The sequence below is a fragment of the Clavibacter phaseoli genome (assembly GCF_021922925.1).
GTDB lineage: Bacteria > Actinomycetota > Actinomycetes > Actinomycetales > Microbacteriaceae > Clavibacter > Clavibacter phaseoli.
Genome location: NZ_CP040786.1, coordinates 2,883,781 through 2,909,099 on the forward strand (window position 1 = coordinate 2,883,781; position 25,319 = coordinate 2,909,099).

Here is a 25,319-nt window from a genome sequence, read left to right on the forward strand (position 1 = left end):
TTCCGTTACCCCCTCGATGTTAGGTTTCATCCGTGGACGCCACCAACCTCGCTGCCGTCTCCACGACGAGGCAGGCCCATGTGAACGGCGTGCTGGACGCGTTCTTCGCCCGCTCGCTCGTCCGGGCCGAGGTCATGGGCCCCGAGTACGTGAAGCTGTGGCGCACGCTCGAGTCGAACACCGCGGGCGGCAAGCGCTTCCGCCCCCGCATGGTCATGGCCGCGTACGACGGCCTCGGCGGCCAGGACGTGCAGGCCGCGGCCCACGTCGGCGCCGCGTTCGAGATGCTCCACACCGCGCTCATCGTCCACGACGACGTCATCGACCGCGACTTCACCCGGCGCGGCGGCCCCAACGTCTCCGGCGCCTACCGCGACATCGCCACCACGCAGGGCCTGCCCCAGCCGCTCGCCGAGCACCGCGGCATGTCGGCCGCCGTCATCGCGGGGGACCTGGCGCTCGTCAACGCGTACCGCCTCATCGACGCGAGCGGCGTGCGCGACCTCACCCGGTCGCACCTGATGGAGATCCTCGACGACGCCGTGTTCGCGTCCGCCGCGGGCGAGCTCATCGACGTCGAGTTCTCCCTCACCGCGGACGTGCCGAGCGTCGACGAGATCCTCCGCATGGAGCGCCTCAAGACCGCCGTGTACTCGTTCGAGGCGCCGCTGCAGGCGGGCGCCGTGCTCGCCGGCGCGAGCCCCGCGATCGTCTCCGCGCTCGGCGACTTCGGCCGCGACATCGGCATCGCCTACCAGGTGGTCGACGACGTGCTCGGCGTCTTCGGCGACGAGCAGGAGACCGGCAAGACCAACCTCGGCGACCTGCGCGAGGGCAAGCGCACCGTGCTCATCGCGCACGCCGTCCGCTCGTCGGAGTGGGGCGAGATCAGCTCGCTCGTCGGCAAGGACGACCTCTCCCGTGGCGAGGCGGCGCTCGTCCGCTCGGTGCTGGAGAGCTCGGGCGCGCGCGCCTACGCCGAGGGCGTGGCGCGGGACCTCGCGGTCGCCGCCGTGGCGCGCCTCGACGACCCGGTGGTGCCGGAGGCCCTCCGCCGGGAGCTCGCGCCCGTCGCGGAGTCCGTGCTCGGGCGCATCCGATGACGCGTCGCCTCCCCGGCCGCCGGCCCGCCGCCCCCGAGGCACCCACGGGCCTCGAGAAGTACGACCGCGTGGCGCAGGAGACGGCCTCCGTCGTGATCCGCCGCTACTCCACCTCCTTCGGGCTCGCGTCGCGCCTGCTCGGCGCCGACGTCCGCCAGCACATCGAGAACGTCTACGCGCTCGTGCGCGTGGCCGACGAGATCGTCGACGGCGCCGCGGCCGGCGCCGGCGTGGATCCCGCGCACGTCGAGGCCCTGCTGGATGCGCTGGAGCAGGAGACCGAGGACGCGATGCTGCGCGGCTACAGCACGAACCTCGTGGTGCACGCCTTCGCGATCACCGCCCGCCGCGCCGGATTCGGCGCCGAGCTCACCGCGCCGTTCTTCGCCTCCATGCGCATGGACCTGCGGCGGATGGAGCACACCCCGGCGTCCTTCACCGAGTACGTCTACGGATCCGCCGAGGTCGTCGGCCTCATGTGCCTGCGCGCGTTCCTCGTCGGCCACGCGACCACGCGCCCCGAGCGGATCCGCTTCGAGGAGGGCGCCAAGCGCCTGGGCGCCGCATTCCAGAAGGTCAACTTCCTGCGCGACCTCGCCGCCGACCACGGCGCGCTCGGCCGCAGCTACTTCCCCGGCGTCGACGTCCAGACCTTCTCGGAGGCCGACAAGGAGCGCATCCTCGACGACATCGACCACGACCTGCGCATGTCCGGCGCCGTGATCCCCGACCTCCCCGCCTCCAGCCGCCGTGCCGTCGCGCTCGCGCAGGGCCTGTTCGCCGAGCTCACCGTGCGCCTGCGCGACACGCCCGCGTCGGAGCTCGTGCGCACGCGCGTGCGGGTGCCGGATCCCGTCAAGGCCCGCATCGCGCTCGCCGCCGCCGCGGGAGCCGAGCCCTCCGGCGTCGACGGCCGCCTCGTCCGCCGCTCGCGCGCCCCCCGCGTGCACGCAGTCCGTCCCGCCCCGACCCAGCCCGCCCCGTCCGACCCCGAGCAGCAGGAGAGCGCCATGACCGCACCCACCGCCATCGTGATCGGCGGCGGGATCGCCGGCCTCGCCTCCGCGTCGCTCCTCGCCCGCGACGGCTACCGCGTCACCCTCGTGGAGGGCCGCGACGAGGTCGGCGGCCGCGCGGGCTCCTGGGACAAGGACGGCTTCCGCTTCGACCTCGGCCCCAGCTGGTACCTCATGCCCGAGGTGTTCGACCACTTCTTCAAGCTCATGGGCACGAGCGCCGCCGAGCAGCTCGACCTCGTGCGCCTGCCCGGCTACCGCGTGCTCTTCGAGGGCGAGAGCGAGCCCATCGACATCCGCGACTCCCGCGAGGCGAACCTCGACCTGTTCGAGAGCGTCGAGCCCGGATCCCGCCCCGCGATGGCCCGCTACCTCGACTCCGCGAAGGACGTCTACGAGGTCGCGAAGAAGCGCTTCCTCTACACGACCTTCTCCGACTACCGGCCGCTGCTGAAGCGCGACGTCGTCACCCGCACGGGCACGCTCGCGAAGCTGCTGCTCACGCCGCTCGAGACGCACGTGGCCCGCTACGTGAAGGACCGCCGCCTCCGCCAGATCCTCGGCTACCCGGCCGTGTTCCTCGGCTCCTCGCCCAAGCTCGCGCCGAGCATGTACCACCTGATGAGCCACCTCGACCTCGAGGACGGCGTGCTCTACCCGCAGGGCGGCCTCATCACCGTCATCGACGCGATCGCGAGCGTCGCGCGGGCCGAGGGCGTCGAGATCCGCACCGGCGCGCCCGTCTCGCGCATCCTCACCGAGCCGACGAAGGCCGGGCGGGCCCGGGCGCGAGGCGTGCAGATCACGACCGACGCCGGCACCGAGACCCTCGAGGCCGACGTGGTCGTCTCCACCGCCGACCTGCACCACACCGAGACCGAGCTCATCCCCGAGGCGTTCCGCACCTACCCGCAGTCGTACTGGGACAAGGCCACCGCGGGCCCCGGCGCCGTGCTCGTGTACTTGGGGGTGAAGGGCGGCCTGCCCGAGCTGCACCACCACACGCTGCTGTTCACGGAGGACTGGGACGAGAACTTCTCCCGCATCTTCCCGCCGAAGGGCGGCACGACCTCGGTGCCGGATCCCGCGAGCATCTACGTCTGCAAGCCCAGTGCCACCGACCCGTCGGTCGCGCCCGAGGGCCACGAGAACGTCTTCATCCTGGTGCCGATCCCCGCCGACCCGACCATCGGCCGCGGCGGCATCGACGGCGCCGGGGACGCGCGCGTCGAGGAGATCGCCGACCGCGCCATCCAGCAGATCAGCGACTGGGCCGGCATCCCCGACCTCGCCGACCGCATCGTGCTCCGCCGCACCTCGGGCCCCGGCGACTTCGCCGCCGACCTGCACTCCTGGAAGGGCACGATCCTCGGGCCCGCACACACGCTCACGCAGTCGGCCATGTTCCGCGCCGGCAACACGAGCAAGAAGGTCGACGGGCTGCACTACGCCGGCGGGTCCACCATCCCCGGCATCGGCCTGCCCATGTGCCTCATCAGCGCGGAGATCCTCGTGAAGCGCCTCCGCGGCGACGTGTCGACCGGGCCGGGCGCCGAGCCTCTCGTGCGCACGGTCGGCCGCCCGGTGGTCTGATGGGGCTCGTCTACCTCGTGCTGCTGCTCGTCGCGATCGGCTGCATGATGCTCATCGACCGGCGCTGGCGCCTGTTCTTCTGGCGGGACCGCACGGCGGCGGCGCTCACGACCCTCATCGGCGTCGCGTTCTTCCTCGCGTGGGACGTCGCCGGCATCTCGCAGGGCATCTTCTTCCGCGGCGAGACGTCGTTCATGACGGGGATCCTCGTGGGCCCGGAGCTGCCGCTCGAGGAGGTCTTCTTCCTCACGCTGCTCTGCTACCTCACGATGAACCTCGTCAACGGGTTCAGCCGCCTCGCCGACCACCACGTCGCCCGGGCGAGGGAGCGCGCGAACCGATGAGCTACCTCGTGCTCGACCTGCTGTTCCTGATCCCCGTCGCGGTCGTCGGGTTCCTGTTCCGCCGCCTGCTGCTGCGCGAGGCGAACGCGGTGCCGTACGGATCCAGCCGCTTCGACTACCCCGAGTACTACTGGTACCGGCGCATGCCCGTCGCGATCCTGCTCGTGATGACGCTGATCTTCGACAACGTCATGATCCGCGTCGGCCTCGTCGGCTACGACCCCGACAAGCTCGTGGGCCTGATCCTCGGCGTCGCGCCCATCGAGGACTTCGCGTACGCGATCGCCGCCCTCGTGCTGCTGCCCGCGGTCTGGTACCTGCTGCGCCGGCGTCGCGCCGTCTCCGGGATCGAAGCGCATGAGTGACGTGCGCGTGCGGCCGGGCGCCGCGGAGATGCTGCGCACCATCGCGCTGTCGTCGCGACCCCTCTCGTGGGTGAACACGGCGTTCCCGTTCGCGGCCGCGTACCTCACGGTGACGCGCGAGGTCGACCTGACGGCGATCCTCGGCATCATCTACTTCCTCATCCCGTACAACCTCGCGATGTACGGCATCAACGACGTCTTCGACTACGAGTCCGACATGCGGAACCCGCGCAAGGGCGGCGTGGAGGGCGCGGTGCTCGCGCGCGCCATGCACCGGCCGGTGCTCATCGCGGTGCTCGTCACGAACGTGCCGTTCCTCGTCTACCTCGTGGCCGTGGGATCCGCGGCCAGCATCGCGGTGCTCGCCGTGAGCGTCTTCGCCGTGATCGCGTACTCGCTCAAGGGCCTCCGCTTCAAGGAGCGGCCGGTGCTCGACTCGCTCACGTCCAGCACGCACTTCACGTCTCCCGCGGTCTACGGGATCGTGCTCGCGGGCGGCGCGTTCACGCCCGCGCTGTGGGCGATCCTCGTCGCGTTCTTCCTGTGGGGGGTCGCGTCGCACGCGTTCGGCGCGGTGCAGGACATCGTCGCCGACCGCGAGGGCGGCATCTCCTCCATCGCGACCGTGCTCGGCGGGGCCGTGACCGTGCGGATCGCCGTGCTCGCCTACGCCGCGGCCGGGGTCGCGATGCTCTTCACGGGGCTGCCGGGGATCATCGCGGCCGTGCTCGTGATCCCGTACATCCTCAGCACCGCGCCGTTCTGGTCGATCCGGGACGAGGACGCGGGAGCCGCGAACCGCGGCTGGCGCCGGTTCCTCGGCCTCAACTTCCTCTCCGGCTTCGTGGTGACGATGCTCCTCATCGCGTACTGGCTCACGAACGCCTGACGCCGCGCAGCGCGCCCTCAGTAGTGCGTCGGCATCATGCCGGAGACGATCTCGCGGCGGCGACGCGCGTGCTCGCCCGCGAAGGAGAGCAGCTCCATGTCGTGCTCCCGCATCCACGCGACGGCGGCCTCCAGCGTGACCGCGGTGGACACCCACACCCGCCGGCCCGAGTCGTCGACCGCGTCGGCGTAGACCTCGAACACGGGATCCGCGCCGGGCGCGCGCACGGTGGGCACGACGTACCCGAGGACGGGCTGCGACGCGACCTGCACGCGCCAGGCGCCCTGGTGGAAGCGGGCGTGCGGGTGGTGGACGAGGGGCTCGGGCTCGCGGGTCATCGGTGCTCCTGGTGGTGGGACGCGGTCGCGAGCACCCGGCCGTGCTCGTGGACGACGATAGGCTCGGCCTCCGACACCGGGGCCGTCGGGGCAAGATGGACGGACCCCCGCCACCCCAGGAGCCCATGACCCCGCCGATCCGCGTCCTCCACCAGGCCGTACGCCCCTTCGTGGCGGCGAGCCTGCGCGGCGGCATCCCCACCCCGCTGACTGCGGCCGTGCCCACGGACGCGCCCGTCGGCGTCGTGCCGGGGCCGGATCCGGACCGCATCCTCGCGCTCGGCGGGATCGGCGGATCCGGCGTGGGCCTCCGCACGCACGCGGAGGGCGTGGCCGCGCAGTCGGCGCGGGCGCTCGCCGCGATCACCGGCCGCGGCGTCGAGTGGCGCACCGTCCCGCTCGCCGACCAGCATCTGACGGCCACGCAGGAGGCCGTGCGGCAGATCACCGAGCTGCACCGCTACGACGTCGTGCTCGTGATGCCCGGGGTCGCCGACGCGCTCGAGCTCACGCGCATCACCCCGTGGGTCCACCACCTCGAGGACCTGCTCGACCACCTCGTCGAGCAGACCGCCGACAACTCGACCGTGCTCGTCTCGGACGTGCCGCAGGTCTCGCAGTACGTGCAGGCGGGCGGCTTCGTGCGGGGCCTGTTCCGGGACCACGCCGCGTACCTCTCCCAGAGCAAGGCCGAGGTGTGCGCGCGCTTCCCGCAGGTCGCGTCGGTGAAGCTGCCGGACGCCGGCCCCGTCGACTTCGAGGGCGGCGAGTTCCGCTACGCGTCCATGTACCGCCGCTGGGGCGAGCACGTGGGCCGCGTGATCGCCGACCTGCAGGCGGAGCGCGGCCCGGCGTGACCCGGTCCGCGTGACCCGGTCCGCGTGACCCGGCCCGGCGGATCCGCCCGCCCGCGTCCCTAGCGCCCGCGCCGCTGGCCGCGCGGCGGGGGAGTGCGCTTGCCGCCGCCCTTCGGCGCGGGCTTCGATCCGCCCTTCGCGCCCGGGGCGCCCGCCTTGCCCGCGGCCTTGCGCGCGGTCTTCTGCGCGGCGGTGGGCTTCCGGCGATCACGCTCGTCGTCGTCGCGCTGCGACCGGGAGCTCGCGGCGGTGCGCCCGCGGACGATGCCCACGAGCTCCTCGATGTCGGGGGAGGCGTCGCCCTCGCGCCAGGCCACGGCGATCCGCGTCTCCGGCAGGTCGTGCACCGGCACCGCGACGACGTCCTTGCGCGCGTGCAGCCGGCCGAGCGCGTGCGGCACCACCACGAAGCCGACGCCCGCGGCGACCAGCTCGACGGCCGCGGCGACGTCCTCGGGCATGGGGACGGGATCCGCGCCCGCCGTGCGCCCGGGCCAGCCCGGCACCTGCTCGGCCGGCTGCAGGAGCAGGTCCTCGGCGAGGTCGGCGATCGCGATCGCGTCGGACGTGGCGTGCGCGTGCTCCTTGGGCAGGATCGCGACCTGCACCTCGCCGTAGAGCGGCACGATCGTGAGGCCGCGCCCGTCGACGGGGAGGCGGAGGAACGCGACGTCCGCGGATCCGTCCACCAGGGCGGGCGCCGCGTCCGGCTCGGCGAGCGGCACGACCCGCAGCGGCACGTCGGCGACGCGCTCGTCCCAGGCGCGGGTCCACTTGGCGACGGTGACGCCCGGCACGATCGCGACGACGAGACCGCGCGGCGGCGCGGCGGCCTCCGCGGCCAGGCGGGCGTCCTCGGCGGCGATCGCGGCGCGGGCCGCGACGAGCCGGTCCTCGCCCGCGGGGCTGAGGCGCGTGGGGCCGTCGTCGCGCACGAACAGCTCGACGCCCCAGAGCGCCTCGAGGTCGAGGATCGACCGGCTCACGGCGATGCGCGAGACGTTGAGGGCCTTCGCGGCGCGGGCGAAGTGCAGCTCGTCGGCGACGGCGGCGAAGTGCCGGAGGGCGGTCGGGTCGGCGTCCACGGGAGTCCCCTCGATGGCCCGCTCGGTGGTGGCGCGCGGAGCGGCGGCGGGTCCGATCCAGGCTAGTGCAGGGCGCCCGGGGCCCCGACGGTACCCTGGGCACATGACGAGCCCCGGATCCAGCCAGACGATGAAGGCCGCCACCGCGGCGAAGAAGCTGGGCGTGCACCTGCCGGCGACCCCCGTGGAGTTCCAGGAGTCGACCCCGTCCCGCGCCGAGCTCGCCGAGATGCACGAGAACCCGCCCGAGTGGCTCGCCACGCTGCTGCGCGACGGCCCGCACCCGCGCCAGGTCATCGCCGGCAAGCTCGGCGTCTCCATCGCCGGCCTCGCCCGCGGCGGCGTCGACGAGGCGCTCACCACCGCCCAGATCAAGGAGCTGCTGCAGGCCCCGCCGCAGTGGCTCGTGCAGGAGCGCGCGACGCAGGCCGAGGTGCGCGAGGAGCAGATCCGCGTGAAGAACCGCGACGCCGGCCGCGCCGCGATGGCCGCCGAGCGCGACCGCCAGGAGGGCACGGACGGCTCGCGCCGCTGAGCGCCGCCTCCGGGCCCGCGGCGCCTTCTGCGACGCCGGCCGCCAGGACGTAGCCGCGATCCGATCAGGGTTTGACAGCACTCAACCCCGATGTGACACTTGTGACACCTACATTGACATGTGGGTCAACGTGATGACACTCCACTTCAGAAGGCAACCCACATGCCCACGACTCTTTCCGCTTCCTCTGTCCCCTCTTCGGAGATTGATGCTCTTCGTCACTTACAGCAGTCGCTGCCGGAAGAGTCCGAGCTGGGTCGGGTACTTGGAAAGTTGAGCGAAGGGCTGTCGCACGGCGTCAGCATGACCGTTGCAAGCGATGATGACGTGCTCACTCCGTCGAAGGCCGCAGCCATTTTGGGCATCAGTCGCACGCACCTCTATAAGATCCTTGACGCTGGGGTGTTGCCCTTCCACGTCGTAGGTGAGCGGGACCGTCGGATCTCCATGAGCGACGTTAACGAGTACAACTTGAAAGTGCTCTCGTTCGGGCGATCTGACGCCGAGTCTGTTGCGCGCCGTGCCGCGATGGAGGACGACATACTCGATGCGATGACCTGATTCCCCACCCGAGGGAACGTCATCTATGATGACGAGATGTCAATCGAGCGTCGCGTTACACTCCGTTGCTTGACCGAAGACCTTGTCGCGGACTGGGCTTCCATCGAGCATCATCGGGCCGCACTGGATCTGCGTGCAATCGTAAAGGCGGCACAGCAAGGCGGCGCCAGGCGTTCGGATGTGGCACGTCAAATCAGGTCTTTACCGCGATTGCATTTGTTTGCCCATCCAATCATCTCGTCCTTTAGTTCTGCCTTTGCAGCTGAAGGTAGCGAAGTGGCTCGCGAAAGCGTTTCCGGGCTAAAGAACCCGCACTGGTGGAAGCAAAAAAGTACGCGCTGGCGCGGGGCAGCTACAGATCACAGTTTGGTCGGAACGGATCAAGTGTGGCTTTGCGGCGCGGGCATTCGCGCAGCCGGTGAAGACCGTGATTTCTACTCAAGTTTTATGCAGACAATCACCCGTTCTGGACCGGAGGCTTTCCTCCCAAACGCTGAAGATAAGCTATTACAGAAGATCGATAAGCAAGTATCATCGCTCGACGGGTGGAAAGTCTCTTTGCATGGTGCCATTTTGGTACTTCTCAGTACCTGCGTGGACGCTTTAGCGCATGGGTACGATGCGTGCGCGGGTCCCGTTGATATTCCTAGTAGTGATCCTGAGCGGCCTGATGATGTAGTCGCTCGCGTGGAACTCAGCATCTCCCGCGAAACGGTGGGAGATGAGGACCTTATTGAGGCCTTCCTTACAGTTGCCGTGGTCGATCGTGCCGATGTTTTGGAGGCCGACCTCGCGTCACAGCTGGCGAGGGCGGCCCTCCAGCCCCACGCCGAGGAATGGCGCCAGACTCCCTATGTGGGCGATTCCTTCGCATACTCGGCTCTAATAGATCAGAGTACTCTTAGTAAGGCGAATACACTACGTTCGACGGGAGTACTAAGTCCAGACGAGTCACCCGACGGGCTTTTATTGGGTGTTCACGCTCACTACGCGACGGAGTCGCGCCTCGTGGATGCGCAAGTTGAAGGAGCGGCCGTTAGGGCGCTTTGTGGGTATTGGTTTGTCCCTACGGCCGATCACACGGGATTGGAGACATGCGCAAAGTGCGTAGACCGTCACGCCGCACTTCCAATTTGAGCTTAATCGCCATTCCTAAGGCTATCTTCAGGCGGTTCGGTAGAGGAGGCGCGTTTTCGCTCCCTCCTATAAGGGCTATCTAGGTCACAACCCGACTCAAACGTGAGACCCTGTCCTCCGTGACCCGCACGAACGACACGGCCCGCCGCCGCCACGCCGCCGACGAGGCCGAGCCGGATCCCGCGGGCGTCCTGCCCGCGCCGATCACCGGATCCCGCGTGCCCGGCACGGTCGGCTCCGTGATCGTCGCCGCTCTCGTCACGGCCGTCTACGTGCTCTACTCGGCGCTCGAGTGGCGCCGCTTCACCGTGAAGTCCTGGGACACGGGCATCTTCACGCAGCTCGCGCAGGACTACGCGCGCCTGCAGGCGCCCATCGTCTCCATCAAGGGCGACGGCTTCAACCTCATGGGCGACCACTTCCACCCGATCCTCGTGCTGCTCGGCCCGGTCTACGCCGTCTGGCCGCATGCGTTCGCGCTGCTCGTGGTGCAGTCCGTCCTCATCGGGATCTCGGTGGTCGGCGTCGGCCGCCTGGCCGGTCGCGTCGTCGGCCGGTGGGGCGCGATCGTCGTCGCCGCCGCGTACGGGCTGAGCTGGGGGATCCAGGGCGCGGTCGCGTTCCAGTTCCACGAGATCGCGTTCGCCCTGCCGCTGCTCGCCTTCGCGCTCGACGCCGTGATCGCCCGCCGCGCGCTCGCCGCCGCCGCGTGGGCCGTGCCGCTCGTGTTCGTCAAGGAGGACCTCGGCCTCACGGTCGCGGTGCTCGGCGCGATCATCGCCCTCGCGCTCGACCGCCGCGTCGGCATCGCGCTCGCCGGCTGGGGCGTCGCGTGGTTCGTGCTCGCGACCACGGTGATCCTGCCGGCCTTCAACCGCGAGGCCCGCTGGGACTACGCGTCCAAGCTCGACGCGGGCGGGGCGCTCGCGGATCCGCTCGGCACCGTCGCGGGGCTCTTCGCCGCGCCGAAGCTCGAGACGGTCGCCTTCCTGATCCTCGCGGGCGCGCTCATCGCGCTGCGGTCGCCGCTCATGCTGCTCATCGTGCCGACGCTCGCCTGGCGCTTCCTCTCGCCCACCGAGGCGTACTGGGCGCCCGGCTACCACTACGACGCCGTGCTCATGCCGATCGTTTTCGCCGCCGCAATGGACGGCGTCCTCCGCGCGCGGGCGGGCCGGCAGCGGTGGTTCGCGGCCGCGTCCCGCGCGACCGTGCCCGTGATGGCGGCCGCCGCCGTCGTGCTCGCGCTGTCGTCGCCCATGGCCGAGCTCGCGAAGCCCGCCATGTGGCAGCCGTCGCCGCGGGCCGCGCAGGCGCAGGCCGCGCTCGACCAGGTGCCGGCGGGCGCGAGCGTCCTCAGCGACATCGGCCTCATGTCGTACCTCGTCGACGACCACGAGGTCTTCTGGCTCGGCAACCCGGGCAACCCGGCGCCGCAGTACGTGGTGATCGACACCCTCGGCGGCGGACTCGGCCAGGGCGCCCTCAACGCCGACCAGTACGGCGAGGCGACGCAGGCGGGCACGGTCTACGAGATCGTCTACGCCGACGCCGGGTACCAGGTGGCGCGCCGGGTCTCGTAGCCCGACCACCGGATCCCGCCGACCCCGTACGCGCGGAGGCCGGGCGCTCCCCCGAGCCGCCCGGCCTCCGCGTCCGTGCGCTCGCGGGGGAGCGCTCCCTATCAGATCGGGATCACCGCCGTGAGCACGCCCACGGCGAGCATCGTGAGCGACACGAGCACCGCGCGCCACAGGACCTTGCGGTGGTGGTCGCCGAGGTTCACGTCCGCGAGCGACACGAGCAGCAGGATCGCCGGCACGAGCGGGCTCTGCAGGTGCACGGGCTGCCCGGTGATCGACGCGCGCGCCATCTCGACGGGGTCGATGCCGTAGTTCGCGGCGCTCTCCGCGAGCACCGGGAGCATGCCGTAGTAGAAGGCGTCGTTGCTCATGAAGAAGGTCATCGGGATGCTGAGCACGCCCGTGATGACCGCGAGGCCGGGGCCGAGGGCGTCCGGGATGATCGTGACGAGCCACGCGGACATCGCCGAGACCATGCCGGTCCCGTTGAGCACGCCGATGAGGACGCCGGCCGCGAGCACCATCGACACGACGCCGACCACGCTGGGCGCGTGCGCCGCGATGCGCTCGCCCTGGTGCTTCAGGTCGCGGAAGTTGGCGATGAGCGCGATGGCGGCGCCGACCATGAAGACGTAGGCGAGGGGCAGCTGGTCCATGATCAGCAGCGCGAGCACCACGATCGTGAGGCCCAGGTTGAACCAGATCATGCGGGGGCGCAGGGTCTCGCGGTCGGGGTCGAGCATGGTCGTGCCGAGCGTGGAGACGGCGGCCGTCTCGGCGCGGACGAGGGCCGGGGCCATCGTGATGAGGCCGCCGCGCGGGGTCGCGGGCGCGCCGCGACCGGCGCGCCACCAGCCGGAGCCGCCCGTGGATCCGCCGGAGCCGGTGCCGCCCGCGGCGTCGAGGCCGCCCTCGGCGCGCGCCTCGCCGAGCGCGGCCAGGCGGCTGCGCTCGCGGAGGCCCATCGTCCAGGCGAAGATCATGACGAGCGCGATGCCCACGAGGAGCGACGGGATCATCGGCACGAAGATGTCGGTCGGCGAGACCTTGAGGGCCGCCGCCGCGCGGACGGTCGGGCCGCCCCACGGGACGATGTTGAGCGTGCCGTTCGCGAGGCCCGCAGTGCAGGTGAGGACCACCGGGCTCATCCCGAGCTTGCGGTAGATGGGCAGCATGGCCGCCGTGGTGACGATGAAGGTCGTGGACCCGTCGCCGTCGAGGGAGACCGCGGCCGCGAGGATCGCCGTGCCGAGCACGATCTTCGCCGGGTCGCCGCCCGCGACGCGGAGGATGAGGCGCACCAGCGGGTCGAACAGGCCGACGTCGATCATGATGCCGAAGTAGATGATGGCGAACATCAGCAGCGCGGCCGTGGGGGCCAGGTCGCCGAGCGCCTCGATGACCATGTCGCCGATGCCGAGCCCGGCGCCCGCGAAGAGGCCGAAGATCGTCGGGACGAGGATGAGGGCGACCATGGGCGTCAGCCGCTTGGTCATGATCAGGGCCATGAAGGTGAGGACCATGGCGAAGCCCAGGAATACCAGCACGTGTGACTCCTTCGTCGGTGGGCGGGACGCCCGGCTGAACACCACACGCTAGGTGGGCGTCCGCGGTCCGTCGCGCTTGTGCCGCTTCGCCGCGATAGTGCACGTAGACGACGTTCTGCGCATTATGCTCACCAAGTGGATCGGGCGACGGGGCGACGACGGGCGGGGCTCGACTTCGCGCGCCGCACCCTCGTCCTCCAGCTGCTCGTCGTGCTCGTGGTGGTGGGGATCGCGACGGTCGCCTACGGCCTGCTGAGCTCCTCCGAGAACCGCGAGGAGGCGCAGGCGACGGCGCTCGCGATCGCGCGCACGGCCGCCGAGGACCCCGCGCTCCGGAGCGCCGTGACGGCCGAGACCGCGGATCCCGCGACCGCCTCCGCCGCCGACCTCGCCGACGGCCCGGTGCAGCGCACGGCCGAGGCGGTGCGCGGGCGGACCGGCGCGCTCTTCGTCGTGGTCACCGACGACCGGGGGCTGCGGCTCGCGCACCCCGACGTGTCCGAGCTGGGGCAGCGCGTGAGCACGGATCCGACGGTCGCGCTCGCGGGGCGCGAGGAGGTGACGTGGGCGACCGGCACGCTCGGGGAGTCGGCGCGGGCGAAGGTGCCCGTGCGGGCGCTGACGGACGCGAGCGCCGACGGCGGCGGTGCGTCCGGGGACGACCGCGTCGTCGGCGAGGTCAGCGTCGGCTTCGCGGCGGCGACCGTGCGCGACTCCATCGGCGTCGACGTCGCGGCCATCGCGGTCGTGGCGCTGCTGGCGCTCGGCGTCGGGGCGGTGGCCAGCGGGATCCTCTCGCGGCGGCTCGCGCGCCTCACCCTGGGCCTCCAGCCGTCCGAGCTCGCGGGCCTCGTGCAGGACCAGGCGGCCGTGCTCTCCGGCGTCGGCGAGGGCGTCCTCGGCATCGGCCCCGACGGCCGGGTGACCGTCTGCAACCCGCGCGCTGCCGAGCTGCTCGGCCTCGTGGATCCGGTCGGCCGCACGCTCGCGGACCTCGGCGTCGCGCCCGTGCTGCGGGATGCGGTCTCGGCGGCGCGCGCGGGCGCGGGCGCGGGATCCGCGTCCGGGGTGGCCGGGGCGCCCGCCGCCGGATCCGCGTCGCTCCGCGCGGTGGTCGACGACCGGCTCCTGTTCGTCGACGTGGCCCGGGTCGACCGCGACGGGCGCGACCTCGGCACGGTGATGGTGCTGCGCGACGAGACCGACATCGAGGCGATGAGCCGCCGCCTCACGGCCGTCACCGCGATGTCCACGGCGCTGCGCGTGCAGCGGCACGAGTTCGCGAACCGCCTCCACGTCGTCCGCGGCCTCGTCGCGACCGGCCGGGTGGACGAGGCCGACGGCTACCTCGCGGGCGTGCTCGAGCAGGGTCCCGTCGCGTTCCCCACGGTGGACGCGGGGCTCGTCGACGAGCCCTACCTGCAGGCGTTCCTCGGCGCGAAGGCGATGGAGGCGGAGGAGCGGGGCGTGGCGCTGCGGGTCGGGCCCGGCACGCTCGTCCGCGGGATCCTCGTGCGGCCCGAGGAGGTCACGACCGTCCTCGGGAACCTCGTGGACAACGCGGTGCACGCGGCCGTCCGCGGATCCCGCGCCGACCGGTGGGTGGAGGTGGAGGCCCTCGACGACGGCGCCGACCTGCACCTGGCGGTGTCCGACTCGGGCGACGGGCTGGCCGCGTCCGACGCCGGCCGCGTGTTCCAGCGCCGACCCGACGACGTGGACGGGGCCGCGGAGGCGCTCGCGGCGGGCGGCGGAGCGGATCCCGCCCACGGCCTCGGCTTCGGCCTGCCGCTCGTGCGCGACATCGCCCGGCGCGACGGCGGCGACGTGTGGGTCGCGGATCCCGGCGGCCCGCCGGCCGACGCCGAATCCGGTGCGGTGCTCTGCGCGCGCCTCGCGGGCGTGGTCGAGCCGCCCGACGACGGACCCCACGACCCCGACCCCGACGACGACCCCGACCCCGACCACGACGGAGCCCGCGCATGACCGACGACCTCACCGTCCTCGTCGTCGACGACGACTTCCGCATCGCCCGCCTGCACGAGGGCATCGTGGAGCAGGCGCCCGGGTTCCGCGCCGTCGGCACCGCGGGCAGCGTGCGGGCGGCGCTCGCCGTGCTCGACACGTCGCGCCCCGACCTCGTGCTCCTCGACGCGTACCTGCCCGACGGCAGCGGCGTAGATCTCGTGCGGCGCATCGAGCCCGACGTGATCCTCGTCACGGCCGCCGACGACCCCGCCACCGTCCGTCGCGCCCTCCGCGGCGGCGCCGTCTCCTACCTCGTGAAGCCGTTCGCGCCCGAGCTGCTCACCGCGCGCCTCGCGGCGTACGCGGCCTTCCGCGCCGGGCTCGCGAGCGACCGCCCGCTCGACCAGGCCGGCATCGACCGCGCCATCCACGCGCTGCGGCCCGGCAGGGTCTCCGCGCGCGAGCGGCCGGCGACCGAGCAGGCCGTGCTCGATGCCCTGTCCGCGTCCGACGAGGAGCTCAGCGCGCCCGAGATCGCCGAGCGCGTGGGCGTCTCCCGCGCCACCGCGCAGCGCTACCTCGGCGCGCTCGCCCGCGACCGCGTGGTCGACGTGCAGCTCAACTACGGATCCACGGGCCGCCCGGAGCACCGCTACCGGATCCTGCGGCCGCGGTAGGCGCACGACGGCCCGGCGCCGGGCGTGCGGGGCCGGGCCGTCGGGGATGAGGAGCGCAGATCAGCTCCCGACGGCCACCGGCAGCGGCACCTCGTCGGCCGCGAGCTCCTCGCTCGTGGATCCGAGGACCTCGCGGACGGACGCGCGGATGATGGCGAGCCCCTCCTCGACCTGCTCGTCGGTGATGGTGAGCGCGGGCAGCACCTTCATGACCGTGCCGCCGGCGCCGCTCGTCTCCATGAGCATGCCGCGCTCGAACGCCGCCCGGCAGACCGCGCCGGCCAGGTCGCCCGAGGGGAACTCGATGCCGCGCGCGAGGCCGCGGCCGCGCACCTTCAGCTGCATCTCGGGGGCGGACGCGGCGATCTCGGTGAAGACCTCGTGGATCCGCTCGCCCTTGCGCAGCGTGGACGCCTCGAGCTCGCCGTCGGCCCAGTACAGGCGGATGGCCTCGGCGCCCGTGAGGAACGCGGGCGCGATGCCGCGGAAGGTGCCGTTGTGCTCGCCCGGCTTCCACTGGTCGAGCTCGGGCTTGAGGAGCGTCAGGGCCATGGGCAGGCCGTAGCCGCCGATGGACTTGGAGAGCGTGACGATGTCGGGGACGATGCCGGACTCCTCGAAGCTGAAGAAGCCGCCCGTGCGGCCGCAGCCCATCTGCACGTCGTCGACGATGAGCACGATGCCGTGGCGCGTGGTCAGGTCGCGCAGCTTCCGGAGCCACTCGGGCGTGGCGACGTTGATGCCGCCCTCGCCCTGCACGGTCTCGACGATGACGCCGGCGGGCGCGTCGAAGCCCGAGCCCGAGTCGTCGAGCAGCTTCTCGAAGTACGCGAGGCTGTCGGTCTCGCCGCCGAGGTAGCCGTCGAACGGCACCGCGACCGCGTGGTGCAGCGGGTGGCCCGCGCCGCCGCGCTTGAGCGCGTTGCCGGTGACCGCGAGCGCGCCCTCGGTCATGCCGTGGAACGAGTTCGTGAAGTGCACGATCGTGGTGCGGCCGGTGACCTTGCGCGCGAGCTTCAGCGCGGCCTCGACCGCGTTGGCGCCGCCCGGGCCGGGGAACATGATGCGGTAGTCGAGCCCGCGCGGCTGGAGGATGACGTCCTGGAAGGTCTGCAGGAAGTCGCGACGGGCCTCCGTGAACATGTCGAGGGAGTGCGTGACCCCGTCGCGGAGGATGTAGTCGACCAGCTTCTGCTTGAGCCCTGCGTTGTTGTGCCCGTAGTTGAGCGCGCCGGCGCCCGCGAAGAAGTCGAGGTAGCGGTCGCCGTCGGCCGTGAACATCTCGCTGCCCACCGCGCGGTCGAACACGACCGGCCAGCCGCGGCTGTAGCTCCGGACCTCGGACTCCATCTGCTCGAAGATCGTCATGCCGTGTCGCTCCTTGATGCTCATCGGCGACCTCGGTCGATCGCCGCACGTCGGGCGGGCTCGTGGCTCCGGGCGACGGGGAAGGCGCTGCGATGCGCAGCCCCTCCATCGTCGCACCTCCTCCCGACATCGCAGGAATCCCCCGCCCGGAGGATCTCGGTAGGGTCGCGACATGGCCGCACCCGGGGACGTCGACCCGCTCCGGGCCCCGGGGACCGCGATGACCGAGGTCGACGGCCGGCAGGTGCGGCACCGCGTCACCGGATCCGGGGACCCGCTCCTCCTCCTGCACGGCATCGGCCGCAGCCTCGAGGACTGGGACGAGCAGCACGATCGCCTCTCCGCCGGCCACGCGCTGCACAGCCTCGACCTTCCGGGGTTCGGCTGGTCGGATCCCGTCGCCGGGCCCACCACGCTGGAGTCGCTCGCCGACGCGCTGCCCGGGTACCTCGACGCGGCCGGCGTCGCCGGTCCCGTGACGGTGGTCGGCAACTCGCTCGGCGGCGCGGTCGCGATGACCCTCGCGACCCGGCACCCCGGCCGCGTGCGGGCGCTCGTGCTCGCGGACAGCGCGGGCTTCGGCCGGCAGGTGACCGTGGGCCTCCGGATGCTCGCCTTCGACCCGCTCGCGACCCTCCTCATGCGGCCGACGCCCGGCAACTCCCGCCGCTCGACCCGCACGATCTTCCACGACCCGGCCCTCACGACGGACGCGCGCGTGCGGCACGCGCAGGAGCTCTCGGCCCGGCCGACCCACGCGGCGACGATGCTCGACATCGCGCGCGACCTCGGCACCGTCCGCGGCGTGAGCTCCCGATGGCGTCGCCCGCTCGTGGAGGGCGTGCGGGAGTCGGGCCTGCCGGTGCTCGCCGTGTGGGGCGACCGGGACCGGATCCTCCCGCCCGCGCACCTCGCGGCCGTCGCGCGCGAGCTCCCCGACGCGCGCACGCGCCTCATCCCCGACTGCGGCCACATGCCCCAGATCGAGCGGCCCGACCTCTTCGCGGGCCTGGTCGAGGACTTCCTCGCGTCGCTGCCGCCGGACGCGCCGGAGCGCTAGGAGCGGTCGTCGCCCTCGGCGTCGGCGTCATCCTCGGCGGGCGCGCTCGCCTCGGCCGCGGCGGCGGCGTGCCGGCCGGCCGGGGAGAGCACCTGGTCGTGGCGGGCGGCGAGGGCCTCGAGGCCGTCGTGGGCCGCGACGCGGACGGAGGTGTCGGGGTCGGTGAGCGCGCGGCGGATGACGTCCTCGTCGGACGGGCCGCCGACGGCGCCGAGCGCGCGGAGGGCGGCGCCGCGGACGCGGGCGTTCTCGTCGGTGACGAGCACCGTGAGCGCGCGCACGAGCGGCAGCTGCCGGGTCGCGACGACCTTCGCGCAGGCCTCGCGCACGCGCCAGGCGCGGTTCGTGAGGTTCTTCTCGACGACCTTCGCGGCCTCGGGCGTCCAGGCGTAGAGGAGCGCGCGGGCGCCCCAGGCCTCGGGCCAGTAGAGGGGAGGGGCGCCGTTGAGGATCCCGCGGGCGTGGCGTCCGCCGACCAGCAGCAGGAAGTCGTCGCCCTCGTACAGCCCGTCCAGCAGGCCCATCGCCCGCAGGGCGACCTCCCGCTCGCTCGTGCGCGACACCGCGTCGCTCATGCGCGTCGCGAGGGAGTCCTCGCGACGGCGGGGGTCATCTCCGTCAGCCATGCGGACAACCGTATCGGCTGCGGCAGGCCCGTCCCGCCGCCCGGAGGGGCGGGACGGCGGATCAGCCGGCCTGCGTGTTGAAGAGCAGCCCCAGCAGGTACGTGGCCCCGGCGGCGCCGAAGCCGATGAGCAGCTGGCGTCCCGCGCGGCGCAGCGGCGGGCCCCCGCTGAGGAGGCCCGTGACCGCGCCCGTGATCGACAGCGCGATGGCCACGAGCACGCACGCGACCGCGAGCGCCGCGAGGCCCTGGAGGCCGAAGAGGTACGGGAGCACGGGGATCACGGCGCCCGACGCGAAGAAGCAGAAGCTCGAGATGGCCGCGCCCCACGCGGTGCCGACGCTCTCGTGGTCGTCCTCCGGCGCGGCGACGCCCGCGATGGTGACGGGGATCGGCCGGGTCTCGGCCGCGAGGTCGCGCAGCACCTCGTCGGCGTGCGCCAGCGCCTCCTCCTCGGTCATGCCGCGGGCGCGGTAGACGAGGGCGAGCTCGTTGGCGTCGACGTCGAGGTGGGGGAGCGCGTCGCGCGTGCCCGGATCCGGGGCCGAGGCCTCGAGCAGCTCGCGCTGGGAGCGCACCGACACGAACTCGCCTGCGCCCATGGAGAGCGCGCCGGCGAGGAGGCCCGCGAGGCCCGTCGCGAGGATCACGGAGTTCGCGACGCCCGTGGCCGTGATGCCGAGCACGAGCGCGAGGTTGCTGACGAGCCCGTCGTTGGCGCCGAAGACGGCCGCGCGGAAGGTGCCCGAGAGGCGCATGCGGCCGCGGGTGGCGAGGCCGCGCACGACCTCCTCGTGCACGCGCTCGTCGGCGGCCATGGCGTCGGTCGCGTCGGCGTCGTCCGCGTACGGCGAGCGGCTCTCGGCGCGCTGCGCGAGCGCCAGCACGAAGACGGATCCGAACCGGCGGGCGAGCAAGCCGAGGATGCGGGTGCGGATGTCGCCGCGCACGGGCTTGCCGACGCGGTCGCCGAGCAGCTCGATCCAGTGGTCGGCGTGGCGGCCCTCCGCCTCGGCGAGGGCGAGCAGGATCTCGCGCTCCTCGCCCGTGCGGCGGCCGGCGAGGTCGCGGTAGACGGCGGCCTCGGCGCGCTCGTCGGCGAGGTACTGCCGCCAGCGGCGCACCTGGGCGGGCGTCGGATCGGGCGTGCGGGCAGGGGGCATGGATGTCATGGGTCCTCCGGTCGGGCGACGACCGGGGACGCGGGGTCTCCGGCCGACGCGACGGCGCGACGTGCGCCTGTCGTTCGTCTGGCCGAAGGTCTCGTCCGCCCGCCGTGGTGCTCGTGGCGGGTGATGCACCGGGCCCGGGGGCCAGCATGTCGACGCATCGCCGTCCGGCGCGGAGGCCGGGGGGACTACTCCCCTTCGAGAGGAGACCCTACCCCACGGGTCCCGGCGGGCCCGCGGCGCCCGTCCGCTCAGGCGGGCGGCAGCAGCACGATGACCACCGGCAGCACGGGCAGCGCGCACGCGACCGCGCACAGCAGCCGCAGCGCGACCCGGTGCCCGCCGCGGGGGTGGCGCATGCGGTCGGCGCGGAGGGCGGAGAGGCCGCCGTCGGGATCCAGCTTGCTGAGCGCCGCGGCGACCGTGGCCGGCCCGGTGGCGCGGGCCGCGTGGTCGTCGGCGATGAACTCGATCGCGATGGTGGTGGAGAGCGCGAGGCGCTGGCTGGCGGGGAGGGCCGGGAGGATCGCGCGGGAGACCTGGGCGATCCGCACCGCGAGCGCGTGCCGCTGCTCGAGGTGCGCGGTCTCGTGCTCGAGGACGGCCGCGAGCTCGTCGTCGTCGAGGCGGGCGCGCGCCTCGGTGGTGAGGAGGATCACGCCGGTCGCGGGGGAGAGCGCCGCGAGCGGCACGTCGGACTCGACGATCCGCGCATCGCGCCCCGCCACCCGGTACGGCCGCGACGCCAGCAGCAGCGTGGCGACCTCGCCCGCCCGCTGCCTGGCCTCGCGCACCACCCGGCCGCCCTCCTCCACGATGCGGAAGAGCAGCACGCCCAGCACGCCCGCGGCCACGTAGGCGAGCGGGATGGCGGCGAGGGGCGCGGTGCCGGCGTCCTCCGGCGAGCCGCCGCCCGCCTGCATCGCCATGCCCTGGTGGATGAGGAGCCCGAGCCCGGATCCGAGGCTCAGCACCGCCGTGACGAGGAACCCGTGCCAGGCCGCGAGCATCGCGACGGGTCGCTGCGCGACGAGCGGGAGGCGGCCGAGGAGGAGCGGCGCCAGGAGCGTGACGGTGACGTAGCACTCGAGGAGGAGCACCGCGCGGACCGTGTCGCTCACTGGTCGCGCTCCGATCGGGTGGTGCGGTGATGCGGTGGAGCCGGTGGCGCGGGATGCGGGGACGGCCGGGTCAGATGGTCTCGGGGAGCGCCTTCGCGTTGTCGATGACCTGGCTCAGCACGGTCTTCAGGCCCTCGAGCTGCTCCTCCGTCATGGAGAGACGGTCGCGGATCTGCTGCGGGATGGCGACGGCCTTCTCGCGGAGCTCGCGGCCCTGGTCGGTGAGCCCGATCTCCAGCACGCGCTCGTCGGTGGCCCGGCGCACGCGCCAGACGTGGCCCATGGCCTCCAGCCGCTTGAGGAGCGGGGAGAGCGTGGCGCTGTCGAGCTGGAGCTCGTGGCTCAGGTCCTTGACCGAGCGCGGTCCGCGGGCCCACAGGGCGAGGAGCACGAGGTACTGGGGGTGGGTGAGCCCCAGCGGGTCGAGGATGGGTCGGTAGAGGGCGGTCACGCTGCGGGCGGCGACGACGAGCGAGTAGCTGACCTGCCTGTCGAGCGCGAGCGGGTCCTGCAGGTCCTGCGGTGTTGACATGGTTCCTCCGCGGGTCATTCTGTCACTCCGTGTTGCTAACCCCGGGGTGATGGCGCCCCGGCAGCCGGATCTGTGGAAAGGCTCTTGCGTGTGAGGGATTCGGAGCGGCGTCCTCAGGCGGCGGGTCGGGCGGCCGTCGGGAGCAGCCGGGCCTCGAGCTCGGCGGCCGTCTCGACCACCGCGATGGTGCCCACGGCCTCCGCCGGGGAGCCGTAGCCCCAGCCGACCATGACCGTCGGGATCCCGTGGGCCGCGGCGCCCTGCACGTCGTGCTCGCGGTCGCCCACCATCACGACGTTCTCGAGGTCGACGCCCGCCTCGCGCAGCCGGCGCAGCGCCTCCTCGATGACGTCGGCCTTCGCGGATCGCACCTCGTCCTCGCTCGCGCCGCAGATCTCGGTGAACAGGTCGGTGAGGCCGTAGTGGTCGAGCACGCGGCGGGCCTGCGACTCGGGCTTGCTGGTGGCGAGGGAGAGCGGGACGCCGGCCGCGTGGATCGCGCGCAGCACCTCGGGGACCCCCGCGTACACCGAGCTGTCGAACACGCCGCCGCCCGCGTAGCCCGCGCGGTAGTGGGCGAGAGCGCGCTGCTGGGCGGCGTCGTCCATGCCGGCGAGGTCGCGGAACGAGTCGAGGATGGGCGGGCCCACGTACTCGAGCAGCTGGGCCGGGCCGGGCACGGGCAGGCCCATGAAGACGAGGGTCTTCGCGAGCTGCGCGGTGATGCCGGGGGCCGAGTCGGTGATGGTGCCGTCGAGGTCGAAGAGGATGCAGCTCCAGGGCGCGGAGCCCGCGACGGGGGACGGCGTGGACGTGTCGGGTGCGGTCACCCGCCCACCCTACGAGGGTCGATCGGATGCCCGCCGGGAGCGCCCCGAGGCCGGGTCAGAACAGGCGCGAGTGCCCGTCGTCCATCCCGCGCATGGCGTCGTAGTCGAGGAGGAGGCAGCGGATGCCGCGGTCCTCGGCGAGCGTGCGGGCCTGCGGCTTGATCTCCTGCGCGGCGTAGACGCCCGTGACCGGCGCGAGGTGCGGATCCCGGTTCATCAGCTCGAGGTAGCGCGTGAGCTGCTCGACGCCGTCGATGTCACCGCGGCGCTTGAGCTCGACCGCGACCGACTTCCCGGCAGCGTCGCGGGCGAGGATGTCGACCGGCCCGATGGCCGTCATGTACTCGCGGCGCACGAGCTCGTGGCCGTCACCCAGCAGGTGGATCTGCTCCGCCAGCAGCTTCTGCAGGTGGGCCTCCACGCCGTCCTTCACGAGGCCCGGGTCGACGCCGAGGTCGTGCGCGGAGTCGTGCAGCACCTCGTGGATCGAGACGACGAGCATGTCCGCCGTCTTGGGCTGCACCACGCGCCAGATCTCGCGGACGCCCGAGAGCGCCTGGTCGTCGTCGGGCTCGACCTCGACGATGGTGCAGGGCGGGCTCATCCAGTTGAGCGGCTTGTAGGAGCCGCCGTCCGAGTGGACGAGGAGGCTCCCGTCGGCCTTGACCATGAGGAGGCGGGTGGCGAGGGGGAGATGCGCGCTGAGGCGGCCGGCGTAGTCGACGGAGCAGCGGGCGATGACGAGACGCACCCGGCGAGCCTATCCGGGCGTCGGAGGGGTGCGCGTCGCGGCGGGCGCGGCCGCGGCCGGTGCGGCGGTCGCGGAGGCCGAGGTGGCGGATCCGCGTCCGGCGCGGCGGCGGCCCTGGGAGAGGAGCACGCCGAGGAGCACGAGGACGGCGCCCGCGGGCTCGTTCCAGTGCAGGGTCTCGCCGAGCACCAGGATCCCGAGCGCGACGCCCACGACCGGCGTGATGTACGTGACGGTCGAGGTGGCGGTGGGGCCCCAGGCGAGGAGCACGTTCATGTTCCAGAGGTACGCGAGGCCCGTGCCGACGACGCCGAGCACCACGAGGCTGAGCACGACGGGGAGATCCAGCGACACCGGGCCGGTCGCGAGGAACGGGGTGGCGGCGACCATCGCGGCGGCGCCCATGCCGATCTGCATGAACGCGGTGACGACGCCGGGGATGCCGCGGTGCGTGAGGAAGCGGCGGAGGTAGCCGAAGGTGATCCCGTAGCAGAGGGCCGCGCCGAGGCACGCGAGCTGGCCGGCGAGCTCGAGCAGCGGCTGGCCGGACGCGGCGGCCTCCGCGTCCGGCGTGAGGCGCCAGGGGCCGATGATCACGACGACGCCGACGATGCCCAGCGCGATGCCCGCGAGCTGCCGGCGGCCGAGCCTCTCGACCCGGAAGGCGAGGGTCGCGAGGAGGGCGGTCATGATCGGCGTGGTCGCGTTGTAGATGCTCGCGACGCCCGACGTGACGTGCTGCTCGGCCCAGGCGAACAGCGAGTACGGGATGGCGGATCCGACGACGCCGACGACCGCGAAGTGCAGCCACACGACGCGCTCCTTCGGCAGCGGGAGGCGGCGCGCGGCGACGATGAGGCCGAGCGCGACGGCCCCGAGCACCAGCCGCGTCCACGAGACCTGGCCGAACGAGACGCCCTCGAGCGCGACCTTCATGAACAGGAAGCTCGCGCCCCAGACCGTGCCCATGGCGGCGAACTGGACGGCGATGCGGCGGCCGCCGGGGATCGCGAGCGGCGAGGCGGGGGCGGGGGATGCGGAGGGCGCCGGTGCGCCGGGGGGTGTCACGTCGTCAGCGTATCGGCGGGGTGCGACGGCGCGAGGCCTCGCCGAGGTCAGCGCGCCCGAAGCGTGCGAGGCTCGGGCGATGACGACGTCGCCCGCCCCCGTGCTCGTCACGGCGCGGTACGCGCTCGAGCCGCTGGTGGTCGCGCACGCGCGGGAGATGGTCGAGGTGCTGGCGGATCCGGCGCTGTACCGCTTCACCGGGGGCGAGCCGCCGTCGCCCGCCGCGCTCGAGGTGCGCTTCGCGCGGCAGGCCGCGGGGCGCTCGCCGGACGGATCCGCGCGGTGGCTCGTGTGGGTGCTGCGCGACCGCGGGTCGGGGCGCGCGGCGGGGTTCGTGCAGGCGACCGTGACCGGCGAGGCGCCGGGGCGGGTGGCGGAGGTCGCGTGGCTCGTGGGGACGGCGGCGCAGGGATCCGGCGCCGCGGCCGAGTGCGCGGCCGCGATGGTCGCGTGGCTGCGGGAGGACGGCGTCGGGGTCGTGCGGGCGGCCATCCACCCGGATCACGCGGCGTCGGAGGCCGTCGCGCGGCGGCTCGGGCTCGCGCCGACCGACGAGCGCGTCGACGGCGAGGTCCGCTGGGAGCTGCGGGCGGGCTAGACGCCGTCCGGCGACGGGTCGCCGAGGTCGCGCACCATCCAGATCGTGTCGCCGTGCTCGGGATCCGGCGTGACGCGACCGCTCTCCCTGAAGCCCGCCTTCACCAGCACGCGGGCCGACGCGGTGTTCCACCGGCGCACCGTCGACCAGAGCCGGACGCGTCCCGTCGCGCGGGCGGCCTCGACCACGGCGCGCGCCGCCTCCGTCGCGATGCCCTGGCCGTGCAGATCGCGCAGCAGCTCGAACGCCATCTCCGGCTCCTCGACGGAGGCGCTGCCGACGACGAGGCCGCAGTACCCGATGACGCCCGGCTCGTCCCGGCGCTCGATCGCGAGCAGCCCGATGCCCGTGCGGAGCGACTCCTCCGCCTGCACCGTCAGGCGGTCGCGGACCTCGTCGCGCGACGGGTGCCCCTCGTCGTCGACGCGACGGCGCGGGGGATGGCGCGGGTCGCGCTCGGCCCAGAGGCGGTGGACGACGTCGACGTCCGCGGGACCCAGCGGACGCATCCGCAGGCGCGCAGTCTCCAGGAGAGGCACGAGCGGGGAGGCGGTCATCCCCTCACGCTACGTCGATCGCCCGCGGGTGGCCGGGATCGG

At 73.1% G+C, this 25,319-nt stretch carries 26 protein-coding genes; 14 read left to right on the top strand and 12 right to left on the bottom strand.

The genetic code is table 11. The features are described 5' to 3' along the window. Positions 1 to 32 precede the first annotated feature (32 nt). From FGI33_RS13710 to FGI33_RS13730, 5 genes are read left to right on the top strand one after another with little or no spacing between them, the layout of a single operon-like run. Positions 33 to 1,103: a polyprenyl synthetase family protein gene (locus tag FGI33_RS13710; protein ID WP_237582023.1), complete on the top strand. Its 1,071-nt coding sequence runs from the start codon at positions 33 to 35 to the stop codon at positions 1,101 to 1,103. After that, positions 1,100 to 3,712 (top strand): phytoene desaturase family protein, encoded by a 2,613-nt coding sequence (gene crtI / locus FGI33_RS13715; RefSeq protein WP_237582024.1) that lies wholly within the window; start codon positions 1,100 to 1,102, stop codon positions 3,710 to 3,712. The genes FGI33_RS13710 and crtI overlap by 4 nt, the downstream gene beginning before the upstream one ends. Beyond that, on the top strand, positions 3,712 to 4,056 hold the full coding sequence (locus FGI33_RS13720) for a lycopene cyclase domain-containing protein (protein WP_119435105.1): 345 nt from the start codon (positions 3,712 to 3,714) through the stop codon (positions 4,054 to 4,056). Before crtI ends, FGI33_RS13720 begins: the two co-directional genes overlap by 1 nt. Further along, positions 4,053 to 4,421, top strand: coding sequence for a lycopene cyclase domain-containing protein (locus FGI33_RS13725; protein ID WP_119435106.1), 369 nt, complete (start codon positions 4,053 to 4,055; stop codon positions 4,419 to 4,421). The genes FGI33_RS13720 and FGI33_RS13725 overlap by 4 nt, the downstream gene beginning before the upstream one ends. After that, positions 4,414 to 5,310, top strand: coding sequence for a prenyltransferase (locus tag FGI33_RS13730; protein WP_119435107.1), 897 nt, complete (start codon positions 4,414 to 4,416; stop codon positions 5,308 to 5,310). Before FGI33_RS13725 ends, FGI33_RS13730 begins: the two co-directional genes overlap by 8 nt. 17 nt (positions 5,311 to 5,327) lie before the next feature. On the opposite strand, the gene FGI33_RS13735 is transcribed toward FGI33_RS13730, so the two are convergent. Next, positions 5,328 to 5,648, bottom strand: a complete 321-nt coding sequence (locus FGI33_RS13735; RefSeq protein ID WP_119435108.1) for a hypothetical protein — start codon at positions 5,646 to 5,648, stop codon at positions 5,328 to 5,330. Positions 5,649 to 5,773: 125 nt separating this feature from the next. Between FGI33_RS13735 and FGI33_RS13740 the strand changes: the two genes are divergently transcribed. Further along, positions 5,774 to 6,505, top strand: coding sequence for an SGNH/GDSL hydrolase family protein (locus FGI33_RS13740; RefSeq protein WP_119435109.1), 732 nt, complete (start codon positions 5,774 to 5,776; stop codon positions 6,503 to 6,505). Positions 6,506 to 6,564: 59 nt separating this feature from the next. Here the strand turns inward: FGI33_RS13740 and FGI33_RS13745 are convergent, their stop codons facing one another. After that, on the bottom strand, positions 6,565 to 7,590 hold the full coding sequence (locus FGI33_RS13745; protein WP_237582025.1) for a LysR family transcriptional regulator: 1,026 nt from the start codon (positions 7,588 to 7,590) through the stop codon (positions 6,565 to 6,567). Between the two features lie 103 nt (positions 7,591 to 7,693). On the opposite strand from FGI33_RS13745, the gene FGI33_RS13750 reads away from it, so the two are divergent. The 4 genes from FGI33_RS13750 (at position 7,694) to FGI33_RS13765 (ending at position 11,406) form a co-directional block, all read left to right on the top strand. After that, positions 7,694 to 8,125: a DUF5997 family protein gene (locus FGI33_RS13750; RefSeq protein WP_237582026.1), complete on the top strand. Its 432-nt coding sequence runs from the start codon at positions 7,694 to 7,696 to the stop codon at positions 8,123 to 8,125. 162 nt (positions 8,126 to 8,287) lie between these two features. Next, positions 8,288 to 8,686 carry a helix-turn-helix domain-containing protein gene (locus tag FGI33_RS13755; protein ID WP_119434874.1) on the top strand — a complete coding sequence of 133 codons (399 nt, stop codon included), beginning with the start codon at positions 8,288 to 8,290 and terminating at the stop codon, positions 8,684 to 8,686. A gap of 36 nt (positions 8,687 to 8,722) precedes the next feature. Next, positions 8,723 to 9,823: a DUF3039 domain-containing protein gene (locus FGI33_RS13760; protein WP_119434873.1), complete on the top strand. Its 1,101-nt coding sequence runs from the start codon at positions 8,723 to 8,725 to the stop codon at positions 9,821 to 9,823. 119 nt (positions 9,824 to 9,942) lie between these two features. Then, on the top strand, positions 9,943 to 11,406 hold the full coding sequence (locus FGI33_RS13765) for a DUF2079 domain-containing protein (protein WP_119434872.1): 1,464 nt from the start codon (positions 9,943 to 9,945) through the stop codon (positions 11,404 to 11,406). 101 nt (positions 11,407 to 11,507) lie between these two features. Here the strand turns inward: FGI33_RS13765 and FGI33_RS13770 are convergent, their stop codons facing one another. Next, positions 11,508 to 12,953: a CitMHS family transporter gene (locus FGI33_RS13770; protein ID WP_237582027.1), complete on the bottom strand. Its 1,446-nt coding sequence runs from the start codon at positions 12,951 to 12,953 to the stop codon at positions 11,508 to 11,510. Between the two features lie 135 nt (positions 12,954 to 13,088). Here FGI33_RS13770 and FGI33_RS13775 point away from each other — a divergent pair, with 135 nt between their 5' ends. Further along, positions 13,089 to 14,939 (top strand): sensor histidine kinase, encoded by a 1,851-nt coding sequence (locus tag FGI33_RS13775; protein ID WP_237582028.1) that lies wholly within the window; start codon positions 13,089 to 13,091, stop codon positions 14,937 to 14,939. Continuing rightward, on the top strand, positions 14,936 to 15,598 hold the full coding sequence (locus FGI33_RS13780) for a response regulator transcription factor (RefSeq protein WP_119456494.1): 663 nt from the start codon (positions 14,936 to 14,938) through the stop codon (positions 15,596 to 15,598). Before FGI33_RS13775 ends, FGI33_RS13780 begins: the two co-directional genes overlap by 4 nt. Before the next feature lie 60 nt (positions 15,599 to 15,658). Here the strand turns inward: FGI33_RS13780 and ectB are convergent, their stop codons facing one another. Beyond that, on the bottom strand, positions 15,659 to 16,990 hold the full coding sequence (gene ectB / locus FGI33_RS13785; protein ID WP_204585406.1) for a diaminobutyrate--2-oxoglutarate transaminase: 1,332 nt from the start codon (positions 16,988 to 16,990) through the stop codon (positions 15,659 to 15,661). Positions 16,991 to 17,138: 148 nt separating this feature from the next. Between ectB and FGI33_RS13790 the strand changes: the two genes are divergently transcribed. Then, positions 17,139 to 18,026, top strand: a complete 888-nt coding sequence (locus FGI33_RS13790; protein ID WP_119434918.1) for an alpha/beta fold hydrolase — start codon at positions 17,139 to 17,141, stop codon at positions 18,024 to 18,026. On the opposite strand, the gene FGI33_RS13795 is transcribed toward FGI33_RS13790, so the two are convergent. The 7 genes from FGI33_RS13795 to FGI33_RS13825 form a co-directional block, all read right to left on the bottom strand. Beyond that, positions 18,023 to 18,652 carry a HEAT repeat domain-containing protein gene (locus FGI33_RS13795; protein ID WP_119434917.1) on the bottom strand — a complete coding sequence of 210 codons (630 nt, stop codon included), beginning with the start codon at positions 18,650 to 18,652 and terminating at the stop codon, positions 18,023 to 18,025. The two genes, FGI33_RS13790 and FGI33_RS13795, sit on opposite strands and share 4 nt — an antisense overlap. Positions 18,653 to 18,713: 61 nt before the next feature. Then, entirely contained in the window at positions 18,714 to 19,823 is a 1,110-nt protein-coding gene (locus FGI33_RS13800; RefSeq protein ID WP_119403145.1) for a VIT1/CCC1 transporter family protein, read from the bottom strand. A gap of 248 nt (positions 19,824 to 20,071) precedes the next feature. Further along, positions 20,072 to 20,941, bottom strand: a complete 870-nt coding sequence (locus FGI33_RS13805; RefSeq protein WP_194675200.1) for a M56 family metallopeptidase — start codon at positions 20,939 to 20,941, stop codon at positions 20,072 to 20,074. Positions 20,942 to 21,011: 70 nt separating this feature from the next. After that, positions 21,012 to 21,473, bottom strand: coding sequence for a MarR family winged helix-turn-helix transcriptional regulator (locus FGI33_RS13810; RefSeq protein ID WP_012039555.1), 462 nt, complete (start codon positions 21,471 to 21,473; stop codon positions 21,012 to 21,014). A gap of 113 nt (positions 21,474 to 21,586) precedes the next feature. Further along, on the bottom strand, positions 21,587 to 22,303 hold the full coding sequence (locus FGI33_RS13815) for an HAD family hydrolase (protein WP_119435516.1): 717 nt from the start codon (positions 22,301 to 22,303) through the stop codon (positions 21,587 to 21,589). A 55-nt stretch (positions 22,304 to 22,358) separates the two neighbouring features. After that, on the bottom strand, positions 22,359 to 23,054 hold the full coding sequence (nucS, locus tag FGI33_RS13820) for an endonuclease NucS (protein WP_119435737.1): 696 nt from the start codon (positions 23,052 to 23,054) through the stop codon (positions 22,359 to 22,361). A 9-nt stretch (positions 23,055 to 23,063) separates the two neighbouring features. Continuing rightward, positions 23,064 to 24,023 carry a DMT family transporter gene (locus FGI33_RS13825; RefSeq protein WP_237582477.1) on the bottom strand — a complete coding sequence of 320 codons (960 nt, stop codon included), beginning with the start codon at positions 24,021 to 24,023 and terminating at the stop codon, positions 23,064 to 23,066. A gap of 178 nt (positions 24,024 to 24,201) precedes the next feature. Here FGI33_RS13825 and FGI33_RS13830 point away from each other — a divergent pair, with 178 nt between their 5' ends. After that, the gene (locus tag FGI33_RS13830; RefSeq protein ID WP_119435229.1) at positions 24,202 to 24,720 is read left to right on the top strand and encodes a GNAT family N-acetyltransferase; all 519 of its coding nucleotides are present in this window, start codon (positions 24,202 to 24,204) and stop codon (positions 24,718 to 24,720) included. Here the strand turns inward: FGI33_RS13830 and FGI33_RS13835 are convergent. Continuing rightward, positions 24,717 to 25,277: a GNAT family N-acetyltransferase gene (locus FGI33_RS13835; protein WP_119435228.1), complete on the bottom strand. Its 561-nt coding sequence runs from the start codon at positions 25,275 to 25,277 to the stop codon at positions 24,717 to 24,719. The two genes, FGI33_RS13830 and FGI33_RS13835, sit on opposite strands and share 4 nt — an antisense overlap. Positions 25,278 to 25,319: the final 42 nt, after the last annotated feature.

Coding starts and splice junctions, on each gene's coding strand:
- FGI33_RS13760 (WP_119434873.1), top strand. CDS start 8,723: ATGTCAATCGAGCGTCGCGTTACACTCCGTTGCTTGACCGAAGACCTT.
- FGI33_RS13725 (WP_119435106.1), top strand. CDS start 4,053: ATGAGCTACCTCGTGCTCGACCTGCTGTTCCTGATCCCCGTCGCGGTC.
- FGI33_RS13790 (WP_119434918.1), top strand. CDS start 17,139: ATGGCCGCACCCGGGGACGTCGACCCGCTCCGGGCCCCGGGGACCGCG.
- FGI33_RS13830 (WP_119435229.1), top strand. CDS start 24,202: ATGACGACGTCGCCCGCCCCCGTGCTCGTCACGGCGCGGTACGCGCTC.
- crtI (WP_237582024.1), top strand. CDS start 1,100: ATGACGCGTCGCCTCCCCGGCCGCCGGCCCGCCGCCCCCGAGGCACCC.
- FGI33_RS13740 (WP_119435109.1), top strand. CDS start 5,774: ATGACCCCGCCGATCCGCGTCCTCCACCAGGCCGTACGCCCCTTCGTG.
- FGI33_RS13730 (WP_119435107.1), top strand. CDS start 4,414: ATGAGTGACGTGCGCGTGCGGCCGGGCGCCGCGGAGATGCTGCGCACC.
- FGI33_RS13795 (WP_119434917.1), bottom strand. CDS start 18,652: ATGGCTGACGGAGATGACCCCCGCCGTCGCGAGGACTCCCTCGCGACG.
- FGI33_RS13835 (WP_119435228.1), bottom strand. CDS start 25,277: ATGACCGCCTCCCCGCTCGTGCCTCTCCTGGAGACTGCGCGCCTGCGG.
- FGI33_RS13755 (WP_119434874.1), top strand. CDS start 8,288: ATGCCCACGACTCTTTCCGCTTCCTCTGTCCCCTCTTCGGAGATTGAT.
- FGI33_RS13825 (WP_237582477.1), bottom strand. CDS start 24,023: ATGGGCACGGTCTGGGGCGCGAGCTTCCTGTTCATGAAGGTCGCGCTC.
- FGI33_RS13735 (WP_119435108.1), bottom strand. CDS start 5,648: ATGACCCGCGAGCCCGAGCCCCTCGTCCACCACCCGCACGCCCGCTTC.
- FGI33_RS13720 (WP_119435105.1), top strand. CDS start 3,712: ATGGGGCTCGTCTACCTCGTGCTGCTGCTCGTCGCGATCGGCTGCATG.
- FGI33_RS13810 (WP_012039555.1), bottom strand. CDS start 21,473: ATGTCAACACCGCAGGACCTGCAGGACCCGCTCGCGCTCGACAGGCAG.
- FGI33_RS13780 (WP_119456494.1), top strand. CDS start 14,936: ATGACCGACGACCTCACCGTCCTCGTCGTCGACGACGACTTCCGCATC.
- FGI33_RS13750 (WP_237582026.1), top strand. CDS start 7,694: ATGACGAGCCCCGGATCCAGCCAGACGATGAAGGCCGCCACCGCGGCG.
- ectB (WP_204585406.1), bottom strand. CDS start 16,990: ATGAGCATCAAGGAGCGACACGGCATGACGATCTTCGAGCAGATGGAG.
- FGI33_RS13800 (WP_119403145.1), bottom strand. CDS start 19,823: ATGACATCCATGCCCCCTGCCCGCACGCCCGATCCGACGCCCGCCCAG.